This is a genomic window from Thermoleptolyngbya sp. PKUAC-SCTB121, assembly GCF_016919485.1.
GTDB classification, from domain to species: domain Bacteria; phylum Cyanobacteriota; class Cyanobacteriia; order Elainellales; family Elainellaceae; genus Thermoleptolyngbya; species Thermoleptolyngbya sichuanensis.
The window spans coordinates 1,071,129-1,094,466 of sequence record NZ_CP070366.1; the positions used below are offsets into that span (position 1 = coordinate 1,071,129).

Consider the following 23,338-nt stretch of genomic DNA (forward strand, 5'->3'; position numbering starts at 1 on the left):
CCTCTTCTATGTCCGATTCTCAGGCTGTGAGCGCGGCGGTTGCGCGGCTATATGACACCTATCCGTTTCCCCCAGAGCCGCTGCTGGATGAACCGCCACCGGGTTATAACTGGCGCTGGAACTGGCTAGCAGCCTACAGCTTTTGCACCGGACGCAGACCCGCACGGCAGGATATTCGGATTTTGGATGCAGGCTGTGGAACGGGCGTGGGGACGGAATATCTGGTGCATCTGAATCCGCAAGCGCAGGTGACGGGGATTGACCTGAGCGCGGGGGCGCTGTCGGTGGCGCAGGAGCGGTGTCGGCGATCTGGGGCCGATCGCGCTACCTTTCACCACCTGAGTTTGTACGATGCGGATCAGCTACCGGGTGAGTTTGACCTGATTAACTGCGTCGGCGTGCTGCACCACCTGCCTGACCCGATTCGCGGGATTCAGGCGTTGGCGAAAAAGCTGGCTCCGGGTGGCATAATGCATATCTTTGTCTATGGGGAATTGGGACGCTGGGAAATTAAGCTGATGCAGCAGGCGATCGCCCTCCTTCAGCAAGATCGCCGGGGCGACTATACCGACGGCGTGCAGCTAGGGCGGGCCATCTTTGCCAGCCTGCCCAAAAACAACCGCCTAGTGCGGCGCGAACAGGAGCGCTGGTCGCTGGAAAACCAAAAAGACGAGTGCTTTGCCGATATGTACGTGCATCCGCAGGAAATCGACTACAACATCGACACCTTGTTTGAACTCATTGATGCATCGGGGCTGGAATTCTTGGGCTTCTCAAACCCTCGCGTGTGGGATCTGGAGCGACTGCTGGGCAAGTCGCCGGAGTTGATGCAGCGGGCCGAAGGTCTGGGCGATCGCCAGCGTTACCGCCTGATCGAACTGCTCGATCCCGACACCATCACCCACTACGAGTTCTTTTTGGGTCGGCCGCCGCTAGAGCGTTACAACTGGTCATCGGATGCCAGCCTGCTCAGCGCCATTCCCACCCTCAGCCCCTGCATCGACGGCTGGGATAGTCGCTGCGTGTTTAACTACGACTACCAGATCATCAACCTCAGCGAGGCCGAGTGGGGCTTTCTCAAGGCTTGTGAGAAGAATGACGGAAGGGCGATCGCCCAAATCCTGCAAGACCAGCCGTTGCCCCTAGACAGCGTTCGCAACCTCCAGCGCCAACAACTGCTGCTGCTAACCCCAGCAACTTAGACCCCAGGCTGCACCCCAGAATCTCAGTTGCAAAAGCCTTCTAAATTCTTTTCAAAGAATCCTGTTTAGAAAGTCCGTAGGAATTGAATGATTTTGAATCACCGTCATTAAGTATTGTTACCCTGCGATGATATGATTAGAGACGGTTCATCACTGCGTTGGCAATGATGCACTGATGACTCCAAAAGACCTATCTGGACTCGGTTCTCAATCGTGACCACGCCAGATCTCCCACCCGAAACCAATACGAACGCTCCGGCTGATCCTGCTGCTCCAGAGAGCAGCGACTCCTCTGCCGCCCTGTCAGCCCAGCCCGATGCATCCATGCAGGAATACTACAAGCTTCAGAACCATCTGCTGCTAACAACGCTTGTCATGGCTGCGGTCATTTTTAGTTCTGTGTGGGCAGTCTACTCTCTGAATATTGCTCTCAATTACCTGATTGGAGCGTGCACAGGTGTGGTTTACTTGAGAATGTTGGCTAGAAACGTTGAGCAGCTAGGCCGAGAAAAGGGACGAATTGGAAACACTCGTCTCGTTCTCTTGGTGGGTTTGATTCTGATTGCTTCTCGCTGGAATCAGCTTCAAATTATGCCTATTTTTTTAGGCTTCCTGACCTATAAAGCTGCGGTCATTCTCTATATGTTGCGGACATCTATCCTCCCCTCACAGGGATAGGTTTAGATATCCTAGCATCCCTCCAGTTAATTCGGGCAAGCCATTTTCATGGAAACGTTGCTTTCTCTTAACGTCTTCAATGCCTTTCCGCTTGCTGAGCTAGAAGTCGGCAAACACTTCTATTGGCAGTTAGGAAATCTAAAGCTGCATGGGCAGGTGTTCCTCACCTCGTGGTTTGTAATCGGCCTTTTGGTGCTGGTCACGTTCCTGGCAAGCCGTAATATTCAGCGCGTTCCCTCTGGGCTACAAAACCTAATGGAATACGGGCTAGAGTTCATTCGCGATCTGGCGAAAAACCAGATTGGTGAAAAGGAATATCGCCCCTGGGTTCCGTTTGTGGGCACGCTGTTTCTGTTCATCTTCGTGAGCAACTGGTCGGGTGCGCTGGTTCCCTGGAAGCTCTTTAAGCTGCCAGAGGGTGAACTGGGTGCGCCGACTGCCGATATCAACACCACGGTTGCGCTGGCGCTGCTGACCTCGCTGGCCTATTTCTACGCAGGGTTTAGCCGCAAGGGATTAGGCTATTTCGGCAACTACGTGCAGCCTGTGCCGTTTATGCTGCCGTTCAAGATTATTGAAGATTTCACCAAGCCGCTCTCCCTCAGCTTCCGACTTTTCGGAAACATCTTGGCGGATGAGCTGGTGGTGGGTGTGTTGGTTCTCCTGGTGCCGCTGTTTGTGCCGCTGCCCGTGATGGCGCTTGGCCTCTTTACGAGTGCAATTCAGGCGCTCATCTTTGCGACGCTGGCGGCAGCCTACATCGGCGAGGCAATGGAGGATCACCACGGTGAAGGGCATGAGGAGCACTAGCATCCTCAGTTGGGGTGTGTGAATTCCCCGTTCATGCGACTCGATTGCAGCAGTCGTCAGTGCAATCGACGGTCGTTGTGTGAGGTGTGCGATCGCCTTTACATGGGCTGATTTTGCAAGCCGGATCACGCATTTGCTGACGTGTTTCTCGTTCTGTAATATTTAGGGAAGGAAAACATCATGGATCCGATTATTTCTGCTGCTTCGGTTGTGGCTGCTGCGCTGGCTGTAGGTCTGGCGGCGATTGGCCCTGGCATTGGTCAAGGGAATGCCGCTGGTCAGGCAGTTGAAGGGATTGCTCGTCAGCCCGAAGCAGAGGGCAAGATTCGCGGTACGCTGCTGCTGAGCTTGGCGTTCATGGAAGCGCTGACGATCTACGGTCTGGTGGTGGCGCTGGTGCTGCTGTTTGCTAACCCCTTTGCCTAAGAGATGGGCTGTGTGGCTGGGGTGCAGAGCATTTCAGCCACAGGCTTGCTTAGACTTGAGTGTTTTGGACTTGAGTGTATTGTTGTCGGGCGATCGCGCTCGAGTCAGGTATCCAACTTTGGGCAACGCTCCTCGACAGTGCTTTCGACGTTAGCGCAAATGGTTTGGTTAGTAGAACCCCAAAAAGTTAGTCGGGGCGAATGAATATGGTTTATTGGACATTCTTACTGGCTGAAGAGGGCGGCGGTGGTCTGTTTGACCTGGATGCCACACTGCCGCTGATGGCGCTTCAGTTTATGCTGCTGGTTGCAGTGCTCAACGTCACTTTTTACAAGCCGTTGGGAAAGGCACTGGATGACCGCGAGGGCTACATCCGCGCCAATCAGTCAGAGGCGAAGGAGCGTCTAGCAAAAGCAGAGGCGCTGGCTAAGCAGTATGAGACTGAGGCAGCCGAGGTTCGCCGTCAGTCGATCGCAATTGTCTCAGCGGCTGAGGCAGATGCTCAGAAGATCGCAGCTCAAAAGATTGCCGAAGCCCAGCAGATTGCTCAGGCTCAGCGAGAGCAAGCGCAAAAGGACTTAGACGCTCAAAAGGCTGCGGCATTGCAGTCTTTAGAGCAGCAGGTGGATGAATTGAGCCGTCAGATTTTGGAAAAGGTGACGGGTGGTGTTGCGCTTGGCTAGCGCTGACGGGGCAAGCCGCTAGGTCGCAGCGTTTTCTGGTGTTGTGCTAGTTGACGTTGCTCTTCGGTTGGCTTTCCAGAGACCTGTTTTGAACTCGTGAATCAATCAAAGACGCAGATTCGGGCATTCACAGATGGAGATACTAGGGAGTTTGTTGGCGATCGCCGCAACAGCGGGAGAAGCGGCTGAAGCGGCCGAAGAAGGCGGCTTCGGGCTGAATTTTGACCTGCTAGACACAAACCTGATTAACCTCGCCATCATCATTGGTGTCTTGGTATATTTTGGTCGCGGCTTTTTAGGGAAAACGCTGAGCGATCGGCGGGCGAAAATCGAAGCTTCGATCAAGGAAGCGGAGCAGCGCAAGCAGGAAGCCGCCGCTCTCCTGGCAGAGCAGCAGCAAAAGCTGGCACAGGCTCAAGAAGAAGCGGCTCGTATTCGCTCAGAAGCAGAAGCTCAGGCAGCCGCAGCGAGTGCCGCAATTCTAGAGCAGGCGACGCAGGATGTGGCTCGAATGCAGGCGGCGGCGGATCAGGATGTCGCCGCAGAAGAGCAGCGCGTTGTGAACGAACTGCGTCAGCGAGTGGCAGCGCTTGCGCTCCAGCAGGTCGAGGCAAGGTTGAAAGGCGGACTGAGCGAAAATGCCCAGCAGCAATTAATCGATCGCGGCATTGCGGCATTGGGAGGTTAGCGAAATGAGAGATTCAATTACAGCATCCGAAGTATCGGAGCCTTACGCACAGGCTTTGATGTCGCTTGCCAAATCCAGTGATTTGATTGACCGCTTTGGTGAAGATGTCGCATTCTTGCGATCGCTCCTGGCCGAATCAGAAGAACTTCAGCAAGTCTTGGCGAACCCGCTGATTAAGCCTGAGGCCAAGAAAGGCATTTTGCGCCAGCTTGCATCAGAGCAGGTTCATCCCTATACGCTCAACTTTCTGTTTCTGCTGGTGGATCGGGGTCGAATTCTGTTTCTAGACAACATTTGCAAGCAGTATCAGGCGCTCCTGCGCGAACTGAAGCAGGCCGTTCTGGCGGAGGTCAGTGCGCCTGTTGAATTGACCGAAGCCCAGCAAGAAGCGGTTCGCAACAAGGTCAAAGAGCTGACGGGTGCCCAGCAAGTTGATTTGGAAACTCGCATCAATCCTGATCTGATTGGTGGAGTCGTGATCAAGGTGGGTTCTCAAGTGTATGACACAAGCCTGCGGGGCCAACTGCGACGCATCGGACTGAAGCTAATGGGTTCTAGCTAGGAAGCACCCCCGGACAACTGGCTGCCTTTACTGGTTCCCCTTGATCCATAAAGAATCTATTACTTTCATCCCGACGGGTATTACAACCTGATCCCCCACCGTTCAACTGGAGAAAAACGCAATGGTAGCAATTAGACCAGACGAAATTAGCAGCATTATTCGCCAGCAAATCGAGCAATATGACCAGCAAGTTAAGGTTTCCAACGTGGGAACCGTGCTGCAGGTCGGCGACGGAATTGCCCGTGTCTATGGATTAGAGAACGTTATGGCCAGCGAACTGCTGGAATTTGAAGACGGCACGATTGGTCTGGCGCTGAACCTGGAAGAAGACAGTGTGGGTGCTGTGCTGATGGGCGAAGGTCTGAATATTCAGGAGGGCAGCACTGTACGCTCGACGGGTCGAGTCGCCTCGATTCCTGTTGGGGAAGCCTATCTGGGTCGTGTGGTCGATGCGCTGGCACGTCCGATTGACGGTAAGGGGGAGATTGCCGCGACTGATTCTCGCCTGCTGGAATCTCCTGCACCCGGTATTGTGCAACGGAAATCGGTGTACGAGCCGATGCAGACCGGGATTACGGCGATCGATGCTATGATTCCAATTGGTCGTGGTCAGCGTGAGCTAATCATTGGTGACCGTCAGACGGGCAAGACCGCTGTTGCGCTGGACACCATCCTGAACCAGAAAGGCGGGGATGTGATCTGCGTTTACGTTGCGGTGGGACAGAAAGCCTCGACGGTGGCTCAGGTAGTGGATGCACTCCAGTCTCGTGGCGCATTGGAATACACCATCGTTGTCGCAGCAAACGCCAGTGATCCTGCGCCGCTGCAATACCTGGCTCCCTACACGGGCGCAACCCTGGCAGAGTATTTCATGTACAAAGGCAAGCATACGCTGGTGGTGTATGACGACCTTTCCAAGCAAGCTCAGGCATACCGCCAGATGTCGCTGCTGTTGCGTCGTCCGCCCGGACGGGAAGCCTACCCTGGCGATGTGTTTTATCTCCACTCACGCCTGCTAGAGCGGGCTGCAAAGCTCAGCCCTGAACTGGGTGAGGGCAGCATGACGGCGCTGCCAATCGTGGAAACCCAGGCGGGCGACGTGTCGGCCTATATTCCAACGAACGTCATTTCGATTACGGACGGACAAATCTTCCTGTCTTCTGATCTGTTCAACTCAGGTCTGCGTCCGGCGGTGAACGCAGGTATTTCGGTGTCTCGCGTGGGATCTGCGGCACAGACCAAGGCGATGAAGAAAGTCGCAGGTAAGGTGAAGCTGGAACTGGCTCAGTTTGCTGAACTGGAAGCCTTTACTCAGTTTGCGTCTGACCTAGACAAGGCGACCCAGGATCAGCTAGCGCGGGGTCAGCGCCTGCGGGAGCTGCTGAAGCAGCCACAGTATTCGCCGCTGTCGGTGGCGGAGCAGGTGGCTGTGATTTACTCCGGGATTAACGGCTATTTGGATGATATTCCGGTGGAAAAGGTAACTGCGTTCACCAAGGGACTGCGCGACTATTTAAAGACCAGCAAGGCCAAGTACATCGAAATCGTCCAGGGGCAAAAGGTGCTGACAGATGAGGCAGAAGGACTGCTGAAAGAGGCGATCGCCGAATACAAGCAAACCTTCCTGGCAGGACTGAAGTAGGGATAGGGTGTCAGGGGCCAGGTCTTAGGAATCAGCATGGGTTTGTATTTCTAATGCCTGCCTCTTCCCTCTAACCGCTTCGACCCCTAACCCTTAATTCCTAACTCCTAACTATGGCAAACCTGAAGGCAATTCGCGATCGCATCCAGTCGGTCAAGAATACCAAGAAAATTACAGAGGCAATGCGCCTAGTGGCTTCTGCAAAAGTCCGCCGCGCCCAGGAGCAGGTGATTGCGACTCGCCCTTTTGCCGATCGTCTGGCGCAGGTGCTATACGGCTTGCAAGCGCGGATGCAGTTTGAAGATGTCGATCTGCCGCTGCTGAAGTCGCGGGAGGTGCAGACCGTTGGGCTGCTGGTGATTTCGGGCGATCGCGGTTTGTGTGGCGGCTACAACAGCAACATCATCAAACGGGCAGAAGCGCGATCCCGCGAGCTACAGGCCGAGGGTCTAAACTATCGCTTTGTATTGGTTGGACGGAAAGCGCTGCAATACTTCCAGCGCCGCAACCAGCCCATCGATGCCAGCTTTTCCGGGCTAGAGCAAATCCCAACGGCTGCGGAAGCGGCAAAGATTTCTGATGAGGTGCTGTCGCTGTTCCTGTCGGAAACCGTGGATCGGGTCGAGCTAATCTATACCAAGTTTGTGTCGTTGGTCAGTTCTCGCCCGGTGATTCAAACGCTACTGCCGCTTGACCCGCAGGGACTGGAAACACCAGATGACGAAATCTTCCGGCTGACGACTCGAGGCGGCGAGTTTGCGGTGGAGCGGGAAAAAGTCGCTACGCCAGATGTACGGTCTTTCCCCCAAGACATGATCTTTGAGCAAGATCCAGTGCAGATTTTGAACGCGCTGCTGCCGCTCTATCTCAATAACCAGCTTTTGCGAGCGCTGCAAGAGTCCGCCGCCAGCGAACTGGCCGCCCGGATGACTGCTATGAACAACGCCAGTGACAACGCCAGCGAACTGATGAAGACACTGACACTGACTTATAACAAGGCGCGTCAGGCCGCGATCACCCAGGAAATTCTTGAGGTGGTGGCAGGTGCAAACGCCTTGCAGTAGCTGTGAGCAGTAGTTGCAAGTAGTAAGCCAAAAAATAACAGCAGTTTTCCGTGAGCGCACACCTTTACACGCTCACGGAAAGCTTTTTTATTTAGCGCTTGCCCAGGTTTTTATTTAGCGCTTGCCCAGTTTACAAAATTGGGTGGGCAACACGATCGCCGAGAGGTACGAGCGTTGGGAGATGAAGGGCGATCGCCCAGAGGCACGGGTGCTGCAAGATGAAGGGCGATCGCTCTGCGTAAGTCCCAACGGTTGATATTTCTGCTAGTATTTCCGCTCTTGGGGCTGGAACTGAGTGATAGTCACCGGGCGATAGCGTAGCTCAATGCCCGCAGGCGAGTAGTAAGCCATTGTGTGCTGAAGGAAGTTCACATCGTCGCGATCGGGGCAGTCTTCGCGGCAGTGCGACCCCCGGCTTTCTTTGCGGTTCAGTGCGCCCGTGAGGATGATTTCGCCCACAGTGAGCAGGCTTTGTAGCTCCAGAGCTTCGATTAGCTCGGTGTTCCACAGTTTGCCTTTGTCGTCTAGGAAGATATTGCCCGCCTGCTGGCGAATCGTTTGCAGCTTTTGCAGCCCTGCTTGCATTACCTCTTCAGTGCGAAACACGCCGCAGTGATCGGTCATGCAGTCCTGAAAGGCTTGCCGCACCGTGTTGATTCGGTGTTCGCCGCGCTGGTCGAGCAGGGTTTGGATACGCTGACGGGCTTCGCTGAGGTAGGGTGTCTCGTTCAGGTCGGGTAGCTTGCGGTTTTGCACATAGCGGGCGATCGCCGCCCCCGTCCGCCGCCCATACACCACGCACTCTAGCAGCGAGTTGCTGCCCAGGCGGTTTGCGCCATGCACCGACACGCAGGCCGTTTCCCCGGCGGCAAAAAAGCCTTCCACTAGCGTCTCGTCGCCGCTCCGCACCTGTCCGTCAGTGTTGGTGGGAATGCCGCCCATCGAATAATGCACCGTCGGGCGCACAGGGATCGGCTCATGCACCGCGTCTACGCCCAGCAGCCGATGAGCTTCCTCCCAGGCAAAGGGAATGCGGCTCATAATCTTTTCGCGACCGAGGTGGCGCACGTCGAGATGGACGAAGGGGCCGCCCGCGCTGCCGTCTCGGTGAATGCCGCGTCCGGCTCGAATCTCTTTCACGATCGCCCGTGAGGTAATGTCTCGCGGAGCCAGTTCCATGCGGCTGGGGGCGTAGGTCTTCATGAAGCGATCGCCTTCCGAGTTCACCAGGTAGGCCCCTTCGCCGCGCACCGCCTCCGAAATCAGCACCCCCACGCCATACACGCCTGTTGGGTGAAACTGCACAAACTCCATGTCTTCCAGGGGTAATCCGGCGGCTGCCGTCATGGCCAGCCCGTCGCCTGTCGAGGCAAAGTCATTGGACGTGGTGTTATACACGCGCCCATAGCCCCCCGTAGCAAACATCACCGCCTTTGCCCGCACCACTTCCAGATGCCCATCGCGAATGCGGAACATCACCAGTCCTTTCGCCTGCTCCTCTTCCAAAATCAGGCGCATGACGTACCACTCGTCGTAGATGTGAACGCCGTAACGCCGCAGGTTGTTCACCAGTTCGTGCAGGATGGCGTGCCCGGTTTTGTCGGCGGCGTAGCAGGTGCGGTTGTGGGAATGGCCGCCAAAGGCTCGCTGGGCGATGCGTCCGTCAGGCAGGCGCGAAAATAGCACGCCCATGTGTTCCAAGTCGATCACCACGTCGGGCGCTTCGCGGGTGAGGATTTCCACTGCGTCCTGGTCGGCGAGATAGTCAGATCCCTTCACGGTGTCGAAGGCGTGGGCTTCCCAAGAATCTTCGCTATCGACATTTTTGAGCGAGGCCGCCATGCCGCCCTGGGCAGCGACCGAGTGGGAGCGAATCGGGTGCGTTTTGGCAATCACCGCCACGCTGAGGGATGGATTCATGCGGGCAATTTCGACAGCGGCGCGGCATCCGGCCAGTCCGCCGCCCACAATCACAACGTCGTGATCAATCATGCTAGTGTGCTGGGTCGGTGTTCTCCTGTTCTCTATGGTGGCGTAAAACAAAAGCTCCCCGCCGATTGGCAGGGAACTTCTTTAGAAAGTAGCGATAGAAAGTAGCGACTTTCTGAGGCGGAGAAGGGGGGCTAGCTGAGGCTCTGGGCGGGGCGCTGGCCCGAAACGGTCACTTTTTTGCTGGTGGTTTCTGTAGCAGGATCGACCGACGAAAACTCGATGTGGTTGAGCAGCGTCGTGACGAAGGCAAACAGCAGGAACGGCAGCGATAGCACCAGGATCAGCCCTACCGTCACCAGGGCAAACAGCGGGCGACTCGTGCCCATCAGCGCCAGCGCACTGGCCAGGCTGAGGAAAATGACCACCAGCCAGACCACCACCTGACCGTAAATATCTCCAAAGGACAGCGTGCAAGTGACGCGATATTTTTCCATATTCATGACCGTTAACCCATTTAGCCTTGAGTGGTTGGCAAACCTGCATTGCGGCGGCTTTGGCGATCGCCCAGTGAGGCGCATCTCGCTTACCCCAAAAGGCAACGCAAGTTGAAGCGCATAAAACTAATGGACTAAGCGTAAAGCGTGAGTTGAGCGATCGCCCGAAGTCCTCAATCTCTCTTAAGGTTTCTGCAACATCTGTTTAATCACAACATCTGTTTAATCAAATTAATCATTAATCAAATTAATCAAATGAAGTTAATCAAATGAAGTATCGCAGCCAACACACCACTGCTCGACCATGCCTGCATCGGCTGCCAGCAAGCTCACTCACCGAATCAGGCTTTCCATCGCCGTTTGCAGGTCTTGGGTCAACTGTGTGACGGCTTCGCGGCGGTTGGCGCGATATTGCTCAGCGCGATCGCTCACCGAGAGGGGCGTGCCAACCGTCATCACCACGCGGCGCGGCCCCAGACGCAGGGGCGGTTTGGGTGCTTCGCCCTTGAGGCGGTTCACCATGTTTCGCAGCAGCAGCAGCGTTTCGGCAAAGCGCTCGGCGGTGGGCTTTTCCATGACATAGCGGCCGGTGACGCTGACGAAATTTTCCACTAGGCGCATGTGCCAGATCCGCAGGTCAGCCTCTTCGGCGATGCGGTCTGCCAGACCGCGCTCGGCGGGCGACAGCGCCTCCAGATTCAGGTCTTCGCGAAAGATGCGCTCCCACCCGGCTTGCTCCAAACGGCGACAGCGATCGGTGAGGCTGCCTTTGGGGGCGATCGCAAAAAATTCTTCTGCCACCCTCAGCGCCGTGTCCAGCAGCGACTTCAGGCGGGCGGCCAGGCGGGCGTTGGGGTCGGCATCGGCCGGCAAGTCGGGCAACACGAGCGATCGCCCGTAATATTTGCTGTAATAATTCTCCATCTGCGTTAACAACGTTTCGCCCAGGTTTAATAGCCGCTGATAAAGCTGGGTCTGCTGCTCTAGCGTGGGTTCTGTGCCGTCTTGCAGGCCCAGATAGGCCGTCGGCGAAACGCTGGCCCGAATACCCGTGTCATATTCCAAATCCAGAAGGAGCTGTTCGAGCGATCGCCAGGGCGGCGTGATGTAGTGATACTGGATGCCCACGGGCAGCAGCGCCACGGTTTCTGTCCGCTTGGCTTTTTGCAAATCCTCCACACACCAAAAGCCAAATTGAGCAATTCCCGGCTCCAGCGGGCTAACGATTTCGTTGTGTCCATTCGTGCCGCCCTCTGGCGAGGCGGCCATCGGAAATTGACCATTCGCAAACAGATCGCGCACCGCCTTCAGGCTCACCAGATCTGCCTTGCCCCGCTTCACAGGCACACAGCCCATCTTGGGCAATAGCCAGCCGACAAACTTTCCTGCCCACAGCGGAATCCCCCGGTCATAGATAAAGTGGGCGTGAACTGGCTTTTGCAGCGACACGCCCAACTCTCGCGCCGTCTGGGGCACCGACCGCGACAGCAACCACAGCAGCGAAAACGGGTCATCCGGCGTGGGATGCCGAAACGCCAGCAAAAATCGCGTCTTCCCCGCCTGAAACTGCTGAAACAACTCAACCAATTGCTTGGTGTTTTCCACCTCCACATCGGCGATCGCCACTCGCAGCTTCATCCAGGACGGCAGCACCGCACACATCCCCCGATAAACCAGCGGGTCAAAATCGGGCGGAATAAACTCCAGCGGGGGTTGGACTTGGGTGATAGGGGAGGGCATTTGGGGAAGAGGGAAGAGGGAAGAACGAAGAAGGAAGAACGAAGAGAGAAGAGAGAAGAGGGAAGAGAGAAAACTTCTGCTTTTCGTTTTTCGTTCTTCGTTCTTCGTTTTTTCTTTTTTCCCTTTATACCCCACGCAGGCGCATCGCTTCGACGGGTCGCCCCAACTGGAGATGCTGATGGGCGATCGCCCCCACTTCTTCTGGCAGCACGCGCCAGTACCACACCTCGTCTGGCAACACCAGCACCATCGGCCCGTTGCCGCACTGCCCCAAACAGCCGCTCGCCACAACTTCTACCCCCTCCACCCCCTCTAAACTTGCCGCTCGAAATGCCGCCAGCACTTGCTGCGCTTTTGCCTTGCGACAGGCGTTGCTCTGGCAGACGAGGACTTGGTAGGACATGGGAATCGGGGATAGAGAAATTAAGGGGTGGAATTGCTAGATTGCGTCCGAGACTCCCTCCATTATCCCAACCTGCCTATCCCAACCCGTCAACTCTCCACCCCCCTTAGCACGCCTTTTTCCCCTCTTCGTTCTTCCCTCTTCCCTCTTCCCTCTTCGTTCTTCGCTCTTCGTTTTTTCTCTACGACCTCTCAGCGGGCTGCATCGCCTCCAAATCCACCACTTCGGGCGCTGCGCCGCGACTGCGCTGGGTCATCAGCGACACGATCACAAAGGCGGCTAGCCCCAGCAGCGGGCTGATCAGCGTCGGGAATCCGTCAAAGTCGGCGGTGAAGATAGGGTTGGGAATGTAGAGCAACGTGTTGTCTGCGCCAAACATGGTAGGCATCAGCACAAAAAACAGCAGCCGCGCTACCGTGCCCACCAAAATGCAGGCCATTGCGCCGTAGCGAGTCGCTTTGGGCCAATATAGCCCGCCCGCCAGCGGCACCAGCAGCCCCGCAAAGCCCAGGTCAAACGCCAGCAGCAGCAAGATACCTGTTTGGGGCACCAGCAGGGCAAAGATTACGCCCAGGATGGTGATGACCAGTGCCATCGTGCGGGTGAGCGCTAGCAGGCGATCGCCCCCGGCGTTATGGTCGGTGTGGCGAACGCCGAGAATGTTGTGGGCAATCACCGACGAGGTTCCCAAAATTGCGCCATCGGCGGTGGAGAGAGACGCAGACAGAATCGCAGCGATCACCAGCAGGCTGAGCAGCGGCGGCGCCACGTTTTTGAGGAGCGACAGCAGGATGGGGCCGTCAGATTGGATGCCCAGCCCAGACAGGATGCCCGGTGTGCCCAACGCCATCATGGCAAAGGGAACGCCGATAATCACGGTTCCCAGAGAGCCGATGAGACAGGCCCGCTGAGCGGTTTCGGGGCTTTCGGCGGCAAAGACCCGCGCCATAAAGTCGATCGCCACAATGTCGCCCAGCCCCAGTGCCAGCAGGGTGGCCCAGTTCACTGCGGCTCCCTGGCCGGGGTCTACCAACTGTCCCAGGGCCAGCGGCCCCATGCCTTCGGGTACATTCAGCCCAAAGCTGCTGCTCATGAAGCCCAGCAGCGCCAGGGTTCCCAAGAAGGCGATCGCCACCTGAATTGCGTCCGTGTAGGCTACGGCAAACAGCCCGCCGCTAGCCGTGTAGGCAAAGACGATGGTGGCAATCAGCAGCACGCCTGCTGTGTAGCTCGTACCCAAAAAGCCCTGAAACAGGAAGCCGCCCGCCACCAGGTTACCTGCCAGCAAAAAGGCAAAGCTCAGCACCATGATCACCGAGGCGACGACCTCAACGCGCCGACCATACTTGACTCGATAGAAATCGGGCAGCGTGATCAGCTTCATGCGGTTCATCGGCTTGGCAAAAAACAGCGCCGTGAGCAACAGGCAGAGCGCCAGCCCCAGCGGTAGGGACGCGCCCGCCCAAAAGCCAAACTGAGACGAGAGATCCATATTGCCCATCGTGGCGTTTGAGTCCACAGACTGGGCCATGAGGGTCGCCGCCGCTAGGGGCAAGACGAGGCCTCGCCCTGCGACAAGGTAATTCACGCTGTCGCCTTTGATCTGCTTGGAAGCCCAAACGCCAACGCCCAAGGTTCCCAGGAGGAATACAATAATCCCCCAGAAAAAGATATGTTCTGCCATAATGAGTTGTTCCTGGTCGATAAGAGTGAACGGTTGACAGTGGATTAAGCTGTCATCGATTTGGTTTCGGTCGGTCTGGGAGCCAGTTGGGGTGGGGTCGTGTCTCTGGCCGGAGGTGACCCCTGCCCCAACTGCTGACTGTGCGTTGTTGCACGCCTGATGCAAAGCCCTGATTGCAAACCCTGCTAGGGGGCGATCGCCATTGAGGAGGAGTCCGCAGGATGGGGCGAATGGTTTTGTGAAGGGTCTTGCGAAGGGTTTTGCGAAGGGTCTGATGAATGGTTTTGTGATGGATTGGGTGAATGAAGCTGCGATCGCACCCAATCAAACCACGCCTCCAGTCCTGCCCCAGTTTTGGCGGAAACGGGTAAGATAGCCACTCGCGGATTGACCTGGCGCACGTTTGCCACCAGCTTTTCCAGATCCACTTCTAGATGCGGAGCCAAATCCATCTTGGTAATCAGCAGACAATCGGCTTCGCGGAACATGATGGGATATTTCAGCGGCTTGTCTTCGCCCTCGGTTATGCTGAGCAGCGCGACCTTAGCGTGTTCTCCCACTTCAAATTCTGCTGGACACACTAGGTTGCCCACATTTTCCACCAGCACTAGGTCGAGCGTTGCCGGGTTGCACTGGTGTTCTAGCAGGTGAATGCCGCCTGCCACCATGCGCGAATCCAGGTGGCACGATCGCCCAGTATTGATCGCAACCACCGGAACCCTGTGCTGGCGCAGGCGGTCAGCATCGAGTTCTGTGATCATGTCGCCTTCAATCACAGCAATGTTGATTTGGGGCGCAAGTTGCTCCAGGGTGCGCTCCAGCAGGGCCGTCTTGCCCGCGCCGGGACTGCTCATCAGGTTCAGACAGGTGATGCCCCATTCGTCAAAATGGGCGCGGTTGTGGTCGGCTCCGGCTTGGTTGGCGTGGAGCAGGTTCATTTCGATCGCAGCGTCGTGGGTCAGGTGCATGGTGGTTCAACGGTGGGTATCGAGAGTATGTCGAGTCAGTCAGTCGAGCGTTTTAGCCGAGTCATCCGCCGAGTGAGTAAAAGGCAAAATGCCGAGTTACTTACCGGAGGGTGGCCAGGTCAGTGCTGTGGGCGGCGGCGTATTCAATCCGGTCAATTTTGAGTTCTCGCCCAGAGCGGATGTCATCCATAGGCGCGTGGCAGGTGGGGCAGGCATATTGCAGCCCAATCTCCGGCGCATACTCCTGCTGGCAGGTGTGGCAAAAGGCAATCAGGGGCGTTTCCTGAATCGCTAGCTCTGCACCGTGCAGGAAGGTGTTTTGGGTCTGCACGTCAAAGGCGAACCGCAGGCTAGCGGGTTCGACGCAGGTAAATCGCCCAACAATCAGATGGATGCACTGAATGGTGGGGCGATCGGGCTGCGATTCCCACCAGTCTTTGACCGTCAGGATGAGCGCTTTGGTCATGTCGGTTTCATGCATATCAGATTAACGGAGGAGTAAAGCGAGAACGCTGGGTGGAACTAGAAACGGATAGCAATTGGGGATGAGGGCGATCGCCCCAACACGCATCACGACAATATAAGTAGACGTTAGAAATAGACGTTAAGCGCATCATTAAGCGCATCATTTCATGCACAGATTCTCCATCGCTACGACCACGCCTGATCCACCGCCATATTTGCTTCGGCGTGAATGTAAGCGGGCTTTTCCCGGCGCGGCAGTTGCCCCGAAATAACCAGATGCGCCATCGTGTCGCAAATTACGCGAGTCGCCATCAGCGCCGTCATATCGCTGACATCGTAGGGGGGCGAAACTTCCACCACCTCCAGTCCGCAAATGGGCGCACGCTGGACGATCTTGCCCAGCAGGGCCAGCGCTTCTCGCGGCAGCAGCCCGCCCGGTTCTGGCCAGCCTGTGCCAGGGACAAAGCCCGCGTCGATGCAGTCGATGTCGAAGCTGATCCAGACGCAATCAGTGCCATCGAGGGCCCGCTCTAGAGCAAATTCTGCGGCAGCGTCGATTCCCATTTCCGTAATGTCAGTCACCGTGAGGATGTTTGTCGCGCGATCGCGGCATACTTTCACCCCCTGGCGCGGCACCTGCCAGCCGCCGATGCCCAGTTGCACCAGGTTTTTGGCGGGGGCGTTTGCCATATTGGTCGCGTGAAACCAGGGGCAGGTGTGCATCCGCTCATCCAGGTCGGTTTCCTGCGTGTCCACATGGCGATCAAAGTGGATAATGCCGACTTTCTTATCTCCCAAATGCCGACACACGCCGCGCACCGTGGGAAAGCCAATGGAGTGGTCGCCACCCAGCAGGATCGGGAAGGCTCCCGACGCAAACACATGGGCAACCCCTTTGGAAATTTGGTCAAACGACTTTTCGTTGTTGGCGGGGATGGTAAACACATCGCCCACATCGCACAGCGTAATTTGCTCCCGCAGGTCTACGCCCAGTTCAAAGTTATATGGCGTGTAGAGGGCAGAGATGCGGCGGATACCCTGGGGGCCAAACCGCGTGCCAGGACGGTAGGTGGTGCCAGAGTCGTGGGGAATGCCGACGATCGCCACGTCATACTCTCCCACCTTCCGCACGTCTTCTAAGTAGGGCGCTTTCAAAAAGGTATTGATGCCTGCATAGTGGGGCAGTTCGCCGCGAGAGAAGGTGGGAATAGAGCGATCGCGGATGCTGTCCGCCGCCTCCAGCCCATACTCCAACCCCTTAGACACCTCCTGCTGCCAGCCCGTCAGCGGTAGCCTCGCCTCGCGCTCCAGCGCCCGCTGCGCCTCGAAGCTGAAAGAATTGGGAGCCTGAAAATTGGGTTCGTTCGTCATAACGCCTGTTCAACTCGTTCAATCTGGATGCAACAACAAAATGCAACAATCAAATGCAAAAATCAGATGCAACAACAAAGCCCAGGAAACAGGCCGCACAAGGCAACCGTCTCCCGGGCTTTTATCCCGCCGTGGAACTGGCAGAGACCTCAGTGGTGAAATGCTCTGAAACCAGCCTGCCCCTCTTGGACCAGTCGCTTACGCAGAACGTCTAAATCAACACTCTGAAAGCCGGAACCCTAGAAGCTAAATTCTTTTGTTGAATTAGACGGAGATTAGCAAGCGCAATGGATAAGATTTGTAGTTTCAGATACGATCCAGCTCGGACTTGTCATCGTTTGCTGATATTTAAAGGGTTTAAGGTGCTGATACTTAAAGGGTTTAAGGACAGGGTTTAAGGGGATGGGGGAAGTCGCAAAGCGCTACAGGCGGCCCTGAATGAACGTGTGAGCTTGCAGTCTGCTGATCTTGAAACGCAGAGGGCGATCGAGATAGGATGCGTCGCAAATGCTAAGATGCTCAGTTTGGTAACACCCAGTACACTATGAAACGTATCCCAAAGGCTCTGTTTGCTCTATTACTCTCCACAACGCTCCTCGTTGCAGCACCGGCCGAAGCCTGTACGCGGGCCGTCTATCAGGGCCCCGCAGGGCGTGTCCTCACTGGGCGCACTATGGACTGGAAGCTCGAAATTCTCAGCAATTTGTGGATTTTTCCACGGGGAATGGAGCGCAACGGCGCGGCGGCCGGCCCCAACTCAATGCGGTGGACTTCTAAGTACGGCAGCCTGATCGTCAGTGGCTACAACATTGCTACCGTAGACGGCATGAACGAGCCAGGACTAGTGGTGAATGCCCAGTGGCTCGCTACGTCGAAATACCCAGAAAACGACGGCAGAACGCCGCGCCTTTCGCTATCCATCTGGGCGCAATATTTTCTAGATAACTTTGCAACCGTGTCGGAAGCAATCGAGCATATCCGCGCCAACCCGTTTCATGTGGGGGCGGGCGAAGTGCCCGGCCAGCCGGGGCGACTGGCAACGATTCACCTTTCACTCTCGGATGCCACGGGCGACAGCGCTATTTTGGAATGGGTAGATGGGGAACTGCAAATTCACCACAGCCGCGACTATCAGGTCATGACCAACGAGCCAGTGTTTGAGCAGCAGCTTGCTATCACATCCTATTGGCAACAGATAGACGGACTCAGCTTTTTGCCCGGAACCAGCCGCGCCACCGACCGCTTTGCCCGTGCCAGCTTTTATATCAACGCCATTCCCCAAACCGACGATCCGCGCATTGCCGCCGCGTCCGTATTCAGCGTCATGCGAAATGTGTCGGTTCCCTATGGTATCAGCATATCTGACCAGCCCAACCTATCGACCACGCGCTGGCGTGTTGTGGCGGATCACAAGGACAAGCTGTATTACTTCGAGTCGGCAATTTCGCCCAATGTGTTTTGGGTAGATTCGAAAAAGGTGGACTTTTCGCCCGCTTCTGGGGTCAGAACGCTGGATCTGGGCGACAGACAGCAGGTGATCTTCTCTGGCGAAGTCTCCAGTCAGTTTGTGTCCGCAGCACCGTTTGTGTTTCAACCGTCCGACTGATGGATAGATAAGTTAGTTGGAGGCTACAAATGGATGACGTGTGGTATGGCGTTTCTACACCGCACGTCGAAGCCTTTCTCTGTCGAACTTCTTACCTGCTTCTTATCTGCTTCTTATCTATCGAGTGCTGACCGTTTCGGTGGTAGCTACTGGGTAGACCTCCAGGTTTTCGACGGGTGGCCCGTGTAGCACCTCGCCCTGGCAGCTAAAGCGGCCGCCGTGGCAGGGGCAGTCCCAGCTTTTCTCAGCAGCGTTCCAGTTCACGATGCAGCCCAGGTGAGTGCAGACGGGCGATACGGCGTGGACTTGTCCGGTTTCATCTCGATAGGCGGCAAGCTGTTTGCCTTCGATGGTGATGAGCTTGCCCTCGCCCATGGCCACTTCGTCAAAGGAGTGGTGCTGGAGCGCTTTGAGGCGATCGCCCACCCAGTGTATCCCCGTCTCCAGGTTGTTCTTGAGCGAGTCGGCGGTGACAAACGGCGTGGCCCGCAGCGAGTCGTAGAGATCTGCCCAGGGATTTTCGATGCCCAAAATCGTGTTGGCTAGCACTAGCCCAGCCGCCGTGCCGTTGGTCATCCCCCACAGGCTAAAGCCTGTTGCCACGTAGAGGTGATGGGTCATGGGCGTGAGCTTGCCAACGTAGGGCACTTTGTCAAAGGAGACGAAATCCTGACTCGACCAGCGATAGGCGATGTCTCGCACCCCAAAGCGCGATCGCGCGTATTCCTCCAGCCGCTCGAAGCGTTCCTCGGTGGCCTCATCGCTGCCCGTTTTGTGCCCCTCGCCGCCAATCAGCAGCAGTTGCCGATCCTGGTAGGGTGTGGTGCGGATAGAACGATAGCCCTCGCCCGTGCCGATGAACATGCCCTGGGGAGCGCGATCGCCCTCAATTGGCGCAGCGATGATATACGACCGCTTGGCATAGGACTTGGCGAAGAACAGTCCCTGATCCAAAAACGGCAGGTTCGTCGTCACCAGCACGTCCTTGGCGTGAACCGTGCCCTGTGCGGTCACAATCTGGCAGGGTTCGCCCTCGTTGATTTCCAGAACGCGAGAATGCTCAAAGATGTAGTTGCTGGGATCAGCGGCGATCGCCCTTGCCAGGTGCGCCAGATAGCGGCGCGGATGGAACTGAGCCTGGTTGCTAAAGGCAACGGCCCCGGCAATGGGGAAAGGCAGCGGCGTTTCGGTGACGAAACTGGCGGGTAGCCCTAGCGTTTGCGCCGCCTGAGCCTCATCGCGGATGGACTGAAGCTGATCGGCGGACTCGGCAAAGGTGTATGCGGTCTGGCGGCTGAAGTCACAGTCAATCTGCTCTCGCTCTACGAGTTGCGCCACAAATTCCACGGCTGTCTGATTGGCTTCGGCATAGAGCCGCGCCTTCTCTTCGCCCAAATCTTTGAGCAACTGCGCGTAGATCAGTTGGTGTAGCGAGGTCACTTTGGCAGTCGTATGCCCGCTCACCCCAGCGGCGATCGCCCCCGCCTCGATCACGGCAACGGTTTTGCCCGACTTGGCAAGCTGGTAGGCGGCGGTGAGTCCAGCCATGCCCGCGCCAACAATAGCGACATCGATCGTAACGTCGTTAAAGGTTTCGCTGATCAGGTTGGGATAGGTAGAAACATCCTGGGTGGAGTCTATCCAGAAAGATTGGGTGGAACTCGGATTTTGTGCCATTGGGAGTCGTGTCATAGGGAAGTGCTTGATGGGGCGTTCTCAACGGTTAGCCAGGAAGGTCAGTCAAGATAAGATCAAGGAAATCAATCCAAACACGGTTTCAGAAAATTTGGAAAACCGCAGCTTTGCCCAAAGCCTATCGCCTAATGCCTGCGAGCGAGATCTCTCAGCAGATTGAGTCAGTGCGCTCCGAAAGGCAGACCTTTTCTGCAATGGGGGTCTATCTTCGGAAAACCCCACTTAAGTATGGTAAGAACCGCCATGATTGCATTTCTAGAGCGTGAGTCCTTCGGGAAACCCGCCTGATTGAGTGAGGTTTTCGGCTCTCTGAGTTAGGGCGATCGCCCTGAAAATCAAGAATGTGAGAAGTGCGATGTGAATTGAGCGATCGCCTTTTTCATGCTTGTTGCATTCAGGACTTACTGCCGATGAAACCGGATTCTCGTTCCCTTTCGACCTACAGCACCTTTCTCGATCAGGTGAAATCATCCCAGGTGCAGCGGGTTGTGATTAAGCGCGATCGCATTGATTACTCGCTGAAACCAGAATTGGGTGGAGAGCAGTTCTACACCCTTCCCAACGGCCCGACCGACACGCTGCCGGGTCTGCTGCGTCGCCACGGCGTACCCTTTACCAAGCTCGATGACAACGGCGACACCTCTGGGCTAGTGGCAGGTATCTTACTTTCCACCGGGATGCTGGTGGGGATGTTTGCTTGGCTGGCAAGGCTGAATCAGGCGGGGGGTGGCTCCAACAACAGCACCCCTGGCAGCAGTTTTGGGAGTGGCTTGGGCAATAACTTTGGCGGCGGCTTTGGCGGGCTGGGCGTAGGCATGGGCATGGGCAGAAGCAACGCCCGCGTCTATAACCAGGCGGGTAAAGGGAAGGTCACCTTTGCTGATGTGGCCGGCGTAGACGAGTCTAAACAAGAACTGCAAGAAATTGTGGACTTTTTGGCGAATGGCGAGAAGTATCGCCGCATTGGGGCGAAGATTCCCAAGGGTGTGCTTCTAGTGGGCCCGCCGGGGACGGGCAAGACGCTGCTGGCCAAGGCGATCGCCGGAGAAGCAGGCGTGCCCTTCATCAGCATGTCTGGCTCGGAGTTTGTGGAAGTGTTTGTTGGCGTGGGCGCGTCTCGCGTGCGGGATCTGTTCAACCGCGCCAAGCGTCAGGCTCCCTGTATCGTGTTCATCGATGAGCTAGATGCCATCGGCAAAACCCGCAGCGCCAACCCCGTCGGCGGCAACGACGAGCGCGACCAGACGCTAAACCAACTGCTGACGGAAATGGACGGCTTCGACGGCAACGACGGCGTGATCGTGATCGCCGCCACCAACCGCCCAGAAATCCTTGACCCGGCGCTGCGCCGCCCTGGCCGCTTCGATCGGCAAGTGCTGGTGGATCGCCCAGACAAGAGCGGCCGTCTGCAAATCCTCAAGGTTCATGCCCGCCCAGTGAAGCTGGGAGAGGATGTGGATCTGGAGGCGATCGCCGCTCAAACGGCAGGCTTTTCCGGGGCTGACCTGGCCAACTTGGTCAACGAAGCGGCGCTGATGGCCGCCCGCAACAATCGCCAGGCCGTGCTGATGGCGGATGTCAACGAAGCCATCGAGCGGGTGATTGCGGGGTTGGAGAAGCGCTCTCGCGTGCTGACCCCGCTGGAGCGGCAGACCGTTGCCTATCATGAAGTGGGCCATGCGCTGGTGGGGGCGCTGATGCCTGGAAATACTAAGGTGTCGAAGATCTCCATCGTGCCCCGCGGACTGGGGGCGCTGGGCTATACGGTGCAAACGCCGGAGAGCGATCGCTTCTTGCTGCTTGAAGATGAACTGCGCGGCCAGTTGGCAACGCTGCTGGGCGGGTGCTCTGCGGAAGAAATCGTCTTTGGCAAGGTGTCTACCGGAGCCAGCGACGACATCCAGCGGGCCACCGACCTAGCGGAACGCGCCATCACGCAATACGGCATGAGCGAAACCCTCGGCCCCATCGCCTTCGACAAAAACCAGGCGCAGTTCCTCGATGGGGGCAGCACTCGCCGCGCCATCAGCCCAGAGGTGGCCGCCGAAATCGATCGCCAGGTCAAGCAAGCGCTGGACAAGGCCCACGACATGGCGCTGGACATCCTCCGCCTCAACCGCGACCTGCTGGAGTCTGCCACCCAAACCCTGCTCAAAGAGGAGGTGCTGGAAGGCAGCACGCTGGCGGCAATTCTCGCCCAGGTGAAGGCCCCCGAAGGTCTTCAACCCTGGCTGACCCAGAGCTAAGCCTCGTTCAGGTTCCGATTCAACAGGAAAGGCGCAAAGGTATCCAGTAGATATCTCTGCGCCTTTTGTCTTAACTAGTCCTGCGGCTCTATTCAGCCTATGGCAAGGCTTGAGGAAGGGTGGCCCGCGCAGCAGTTAAGAAAAAGCGGAGCAGGCAAGGCCTATCCCGCTTGAGGAGCTAATGAACTTGGTTTGATAGTGCCGCCAGTCTGGTGTTGACCAGGAAAGGAGGCGATCGCCACACCCGCCAGCATTGACGCAGGAGCCGGAAATCCAACTAAACGGCTTTGCTAGAATCCGGAGCGTCCTGAGCAACCCAGACCGCCGCCAGAGTTGGGCGGGCGATGCGCTCACTAACTTTTGGAGACGCTGCCCTTAGACTGCCGCCTCCAACTGAGAACCAGCTTATTGAACTTGAACGCTGAGGAAAGGCAAGAAAAACGCGATGTGCAACTTTCGATTTGCCCTCATCCCCCAACCCTTTCTCCCAATTTGGGAGAAAGGGAGCAAGAGAGGCTTGAAGTCCCTAGTGAAGCGCCAAAGGGATCTGATTTGACGGGCTGTCTTTTGACAATGCGGCTAGACTTCGAGACGATAAGCCTCCAGAAGGTTGATATCTGGAGACACAACGATGAAACGGATTTTGCAGGCGCTTTCGATTGTGCTGTCGCTGGTGATTGGGCTGGGGGCGATCGCCCTGCCTGCCCGTGCTGATGCGGATTTGGCGACGGGTGCAAAGGTATTTAGCGCCAACTGTGCCGCTTGCCACGCGGGGGGTATTAACCTGGTGAATGCCGAAAAAACCTTGAAGAAAGAAGCGCTGGAAAAATTTGGCATGAATTCCGTCGCCGCCATCACGACTCAGGTAACCAACGGCAAAGCCGGGATGCCTGCGTTTAAGGGACGGCTGACCGATGAGCAAATTGCCGCCGTCGCTGCCTATGTCCTCGATCAAGCCGAGAAGGGCTGGTAGGTGGCC

Annotated in this window: 22 protein-coding genes and 1 riboswitch; of the genes, 13 read left to right on the forward strand and 9 right to left on the reverse strand. The window is 56.7% G+C overall.

Annotated elements, in window-relative coordinates:
- The first annotated feature begins 8 nt into the window (after positions 1–8).
- The 10 genes from JTM80_RS04480 (at position 9) to JTM80_RS22935 (ending at position 8,011) form a co-directional block, all read left to right on the forward strand.
- Complete coding sequence (locus JTM80_RS04480) at positions 9–1,202, forward strand: bifunctional 2-polyprenyl-6-hydroxyphenol methylase/3-demethylubiquinol 3-O-methyltransferase UbiG (RefSeq protein WP_172354855.1); 1,194 nt, start codon at positions 9–11, stop codon at positions 1,200–1,202.
- 213 nt (positions 1,203–1,415) lie between these two features.
- Positions 1,416–1,880: an ATP synthase subunit I gene (locus tag JTM80_RS04485; RefSeq protein ID WP_228721733.1), complete on the forward strand. Its 465-nt coding sequence runs from the start codon at positions 1,416–1,418 to the stop codon at positions 1,878–1,880.
- Positions 1,881–1,928: 48 nt separating this feature from the next.
- Positions 1,929–2,690, forward strand: coding sequence for a F0F1 ATP synthase subunit A (atpB, locus tag JTM80_RS04490; RefSeq protein ID WP_197673316.1), 762 nt, complete (start codon positions 1,929–1,931; stop codon positions 2,688–2,690).
- 180 nt (positions 2,691–2,870) lie between these two features.
- Positions 2,871–3,116 carry an ATP synthase F0 subunit C gene (gene atpE, locus JTM80_RS04495; RefSeq protein WP_172354853.1) on the forward strand — a complete coding sequence of 82 codons (246 nt, stop codon included), beginning with the start codon at positions 2,871–2,873 and terminating at the stop codon, positions 3,114–3,116.
- Between the two features lie 206 nt (positions 3,117–3,322).
- On the forward strand, positions 3,323–3,799 hold the full coding sequence (locus JTM80_RS04500) for a F0F1 ATP synthase subunit B' (protein ID WP_172354851.1): 477 nt from the start codon (positions 3,323–3,325) through the stop codon (positions 3,797–3,799).
- A gap of 133 nt (positions 3,800–3,932) precedes the next feature.
- On the forward strand, positions 3,933–4,487 hold the full coding sequence (locus JTM80_RS04505) for a F0F1 ATP synthase subunit B (protein WP_172354849.1): 555 nt from the start codon (positions 3,933–3,935) through the stop codon (positions 4,485–4,487).
- A 4-nt stretch (positions 4,488–4,491) separates the two neighbouring features.
- Positions 4,492–5,049 carry an ATP synthase F1 subunit delta gene (gene atpH, locus JTM80_RS04510; protein WP_172354847.1) on the forward strand — a complete coding sequence of 186 codons (558 nt, stop codon included), beginning with the start codon at positions 4,492–4,494 and terminating at the stop codon, positions 5,047–5,049.
- Positions 5,050–5,170: 121 nt separating this feature from the next.
- On the forward strand, positions 5,171–6,691 hold the full coding sequence (gene atpA, locus JTM80_RS04515) for a F0F1 ATP synthase subunit alpha (RefSeq protein WP_172354845.1): 1,521 nt from the start codon (positions 5,171–5,173) through the stop codon (positions 6,689–6,691).
- Positions 6,692–6,804: 113 nt separating this feature from the next.
- Positions 6,805–7,755 carry a F0F1 ATP synthase subunit gamma gene (locus JTM80_RS04520; protein WP_205370680.1) on the forward strand — a complete coding sequence of 317 codons (951 nt, stop codon included), beginning with the start codon at positions 6,805–6,807 and terminating at the stop codon, positions 7,753–7,755.
- Positions 7,756–7,876: 121 nt separating this feature from the next.
- Positions 7,877–8,011 carry a hypothetical protein gene (locus tag JTM80_RS22935; protein WP_255548873.1) on the forward strand — a complete coding sequence of 45 codons (135 nt, stop codon included), beginning with the start codon at positions 7,877–7,879 and terminating at the stop codon, positions 8,009–8,011.
- A gap of 8 nt (positions 8,012–8,019) precedes the next feature.
- On the opposite strand, the gene JTM80_RS04525 is transcribed toward JTM80_RS22935, so the two are convergent.
- From JTM80_RS04525 to JTM80_RS04560, 8 genes are all read right to left on the reverse strand, one after another.
- Positions 8,020–9,747 (reverse strand): succinate dehydrogenase/fumarate reductase flavoprotein subunit, encoded by a 1,728-nt coding sequence (locus JTM80_RS04525; RefSeq protein WP_172354841.1) that lies wholly within the window; start codon positions 9,745–9,747, stop codon positions 8,020–8,022.
- Positions 9,748–9,878: 131 nt separating this feature from the next.
- Positions 9,879–10,187 carry a hypothetical protein gene (locus JTM80_RS04530; RefSeq protein ID WP_172358854.1) on the reverse strand — a complete coding sequence of 103 codons (309 nt, stop codon included), beginning with the start codon at positions 10,185–10,187 and terminating at the stop codon, positions 9,879–9,881.
- Positions 10,188–10,514: 327 nt separating this feature from the next.
- Complete coding sequence (locus JTM80_RS04535; protein WP_172354839.1) at positions 10,515–11,921, reverse strand: 1-acyl-sn-glycerol-3-phosphate acyltransferase; 1,407 nt, start codon at positions 11,919–11,921, stop codon at positions 10,515–10,517.
- A 124-nt stretch (positions 11,922–12,045) separates the two neighbouring features.
- Complete coding sequence (locus JTM80_RS04540; RefSeq protein WP_172354837.1) at positions 12,046–12,324, reverse strand: ferredoxin; 279 nt, start codon at positions 12,322–12,324, stop codon at positions 12,046–12,048.
- Between the two features lie 181 nt (positions 12,325–12,505).
- The gene (locus JTM80_RS04545; protein WP_172354835.1) at positions 12,506–14,008 is read right to left on the reverse strand and encodes a sodium:solute symporter family protein; all 1,503 of its coding nucleotides are present in this window, start codon (positions 14,006–14,008) and stop codon (positions 12,506–12,508) included.
- Positions 14,009–14,193: 185 nt separating this feature from the next.
- A complete protein-coding gene (gene hypB, locus JTM80_RS04550; RefSeq protein WP_205370681.1) occupies positions 14,194–14,976 on the reverse strand; it encodes a hydrogenase nickel incorporation protein HypB in 783 nt (260 codons plus the stop codon).
- Between the two features lie 100 nt (positions 14,977–15,076).
- Positions 15,077–15,457: a hydrogenase maturation nickel metallochaperone HypA gene (hypA, locus tag JTM80_RS04555; protein WP_172354831.1), complete on the reverse strand. Its 381-nt coding sequence runs from the start codon at positions 15,455–15,457 to the stop codon at positions 15,077–15,079.
- 170 nt (positions 15,458–15,627) lie between these two features.
- Positions 15,628–16,812 carry an agmatinase family protein gene (locus JTM80_RS04560; protein WP_172354829.1) on the reverse strand — a complete coding sequence of 395 codons (1,185 nt, stop codon included), beginning with the start codon at positions 16,810–16,812 and terminating at the stop codon, positions 15,628–15,630.
- 108 nt (positions 16,813–16,920) lie between these two features.
- Positions 16,921–17,066: riboswitch (guanidine-I (ykkC/yxkD leader) on the reverse strand.
- A gap of 290 nt (positions 17,067–17,356) precedes the next feature.
- On the opposite strand from JTM80_RS04560, the gene JTM80_RS04565 reads away from it, so the two are divergent.
- Positions 17,357–18,418, forward strand: a complete 1,062-nt coding sequence (locus JTM80_RS04565) for a linear amide C-N hydrolase (RefSeq protein WP_172354827.1) — start codon at positions 17,357–17,359, stop codon at positions 18,416–18,418.
- A 117-nt stretch (positions 18,419–18,535) separates the two neighbouring features.
- On the opposite strand, the gene JTM80_RS04570 is transcribed toward JTM80_RS04565, so the two are convergent.
- Positions 18,536–20,095 (reverse strand): FAD-dependent oxidoreductase, encoded by a 1,560-nt coding sequence (locus JTM80_RS04570; protein WP_172358853.1) that lies wholly within the window; start codon positions 20,093–20,095, stop codon positions 18,536–18,538.
- Between the two features lie 428 nt (positions 20,096–20,523).
- On the opposite strand from JTM80_RS04570, the gene ftsH reads away from it, so the two are divergent.
- Complete coding sequence (gene ftsH, locus JTM80_RS04575; protein WP_205370683.1) at positions 20,524–22,359, forward strand: ATP-dependent zinc metalloprotease FtsH; 1,836 nt, start codon at positions 20,524–20,526, stop codon at positions 22,357–22,359.
- Positions 22,360–22,990: 631 nt separating this feature from the next.
- Complete coding sequence (gene petJ, locus JTM80_RS04580) at positions 22,991–23,332, forward strand: cytochrome c6 PetJ (protein WP_172354823.1); 342 nt, start codon at positions 22,991–22,993, stop codon at positions 23,330–23,332.
- Positions 23,333–23,338 lie beyond the last annotated feature (6 nt).

What these genes read in the sequence shown, in the direction of transcription:
- JTM80_RS04480 (WP_172354855.1), top strand. Translation starts at nt 9, where the DNA reads ATGTCCGATTCTCAGGCTGTGAGCGCGGCGGTTGCGCGGCTATATGAC.
- atpB (WP_197673316.1), top strand. Translation starts at nt 1,929, where the DNA reads ATGGAAACGTTGCTTTCTCTTAACGTCTTCAATGCCTTTCCGCTTGCT.
- atpE (WP_172354853.1), top strand. Translation starts at nt 2,871, where the DNA reads ATGGATCCGATTATTTCTGCTGCTTCGGTTGTGGCTGCTGCGCTGGCT.
- JTM80_RS04500 (WP_172354851.1), top strand. Translation starts at nt 3,323, where the DNA reads ATGGTTTATTGGACATTCTTACTGGCTGAAGAGGGCGGCGGTGGTCTG.
- JTM80_RS04505 (WP_172354849.1), top strand. Translation starts at nt 3,933, where the DNA reads ATGGAGATACTAGGGAGTTTGTTGGCGATCGCCGCAACAGCGGGAGAA.
- atpH (WP_172354847.1), top strand. Translation starts at nt 4,492, where the DNA reads ATGAGAGATTCAATTACAGCATCCGAAGTATCGGAGCCTTACGCACAG.
- atpA (WP_172354845.1), top strand. Translation starts at nt 5,171, where the DNA reads ATGGTAGCAATTAGACCAGACGAAATTAGCAGCATTATTCGCCAGCAA.
- JTM80_RS04520 (WP_205370680.1), top strand. Translation starts at nt 6,805, where the DNA reads ATGGCAAACCTGAAGGCAATTCGCGATCGCATCCAGTCGGTCAAGAAT.
- JTM80_RS04525 (WP_172354841.1), bottom strand. Translation starts at nt 9,747, where the DNA reads ATGATTGATCACGACGTTGTGATTGTGGGCGGCGGACTGGCCGGATGC.
- JTM80_RS04530 (WP_172358854.1), bottom strand. Translation starts at nt 10,187, where the DNA reads ATGAATATGGAAAAATATCGCGTCACTTGCACGCTGTCCTTTGGAGAT.
- JTM80_RS04535 (WP_172354839.1), bottom strand. Translation starts at nt 11,921, where the DNA reads ATGCCCTCCCCTATCACCCAAGTCCAACCCCCGCTGGAGTTTATTCCG.
- JTM80_RS04540 (WP_172354837.1), bottom strand. Translation starts at nt 12,324, where the DNA reads ATGTCCTACCAAGTCCTCGTCTGCCAGAGCAACGCCTGTCGCAAGGCA.
- JTM80_RS04545 (WP_172354835.1), bottom strand. Translation starts at nt 14,008, where the DNA reads ATGGCAGAACATATCTTTTTCTGGGGGATTATTGTATTCCTCCTGGGA.
- hypB (WP_205370681.1), bottom strand. Translation starts at nt 14,976, where the DNA reads ATGCACCTGACCCACGACGCTGCGATCGAAATGAACCTGCTCCACGCC.
- hypA (WP_172354831.1), bottom strand. Translation starts at nt 15,457, where the DNA reads ATGCATGAAACCGACATGACCAAAGCGCTCATCCTGACGGTCAAAGAC.
- JTM80_RS04560 (WP_172354829.1), bottom strand. Translation starts at nt 16,812, where the DNA reads ATGACGAACGAACCCAATTTTCAGGCTCCCAATTCTTTCAGCTTCGAG.
- JTM80_RS04565 (WP_172354827.1), top strand. Translation starts at nt 17,357, where the DNA reads ATGAAACGTATCCCAAAGGCTCTGTTTGCTCTATTACTCTCCACAACG.
- JTM80_RS04570 (WP_172358853.1), bottom strand. Translation starts at nt 20,095, where the DNA reads ATGGCACAAAATCCGAGTTCCACCCAATCTTTCTGGATAGACTCCACC.
- ftsH (WP_205370683.1), top strand. Translation starts at nt 20,524, where the DNA reads ATGAAACCGGATTCTCGTTCCCTTTCGACCTACAGCACCTTTCTCGAT.
- petJ (WP_172354823.1), top strand. Translation starts at nt 22,991, where the DNA reads ATGAAACGGATTTTGCAGGCGCTTTCGATTGTGCTGTCGCTGGTGATT.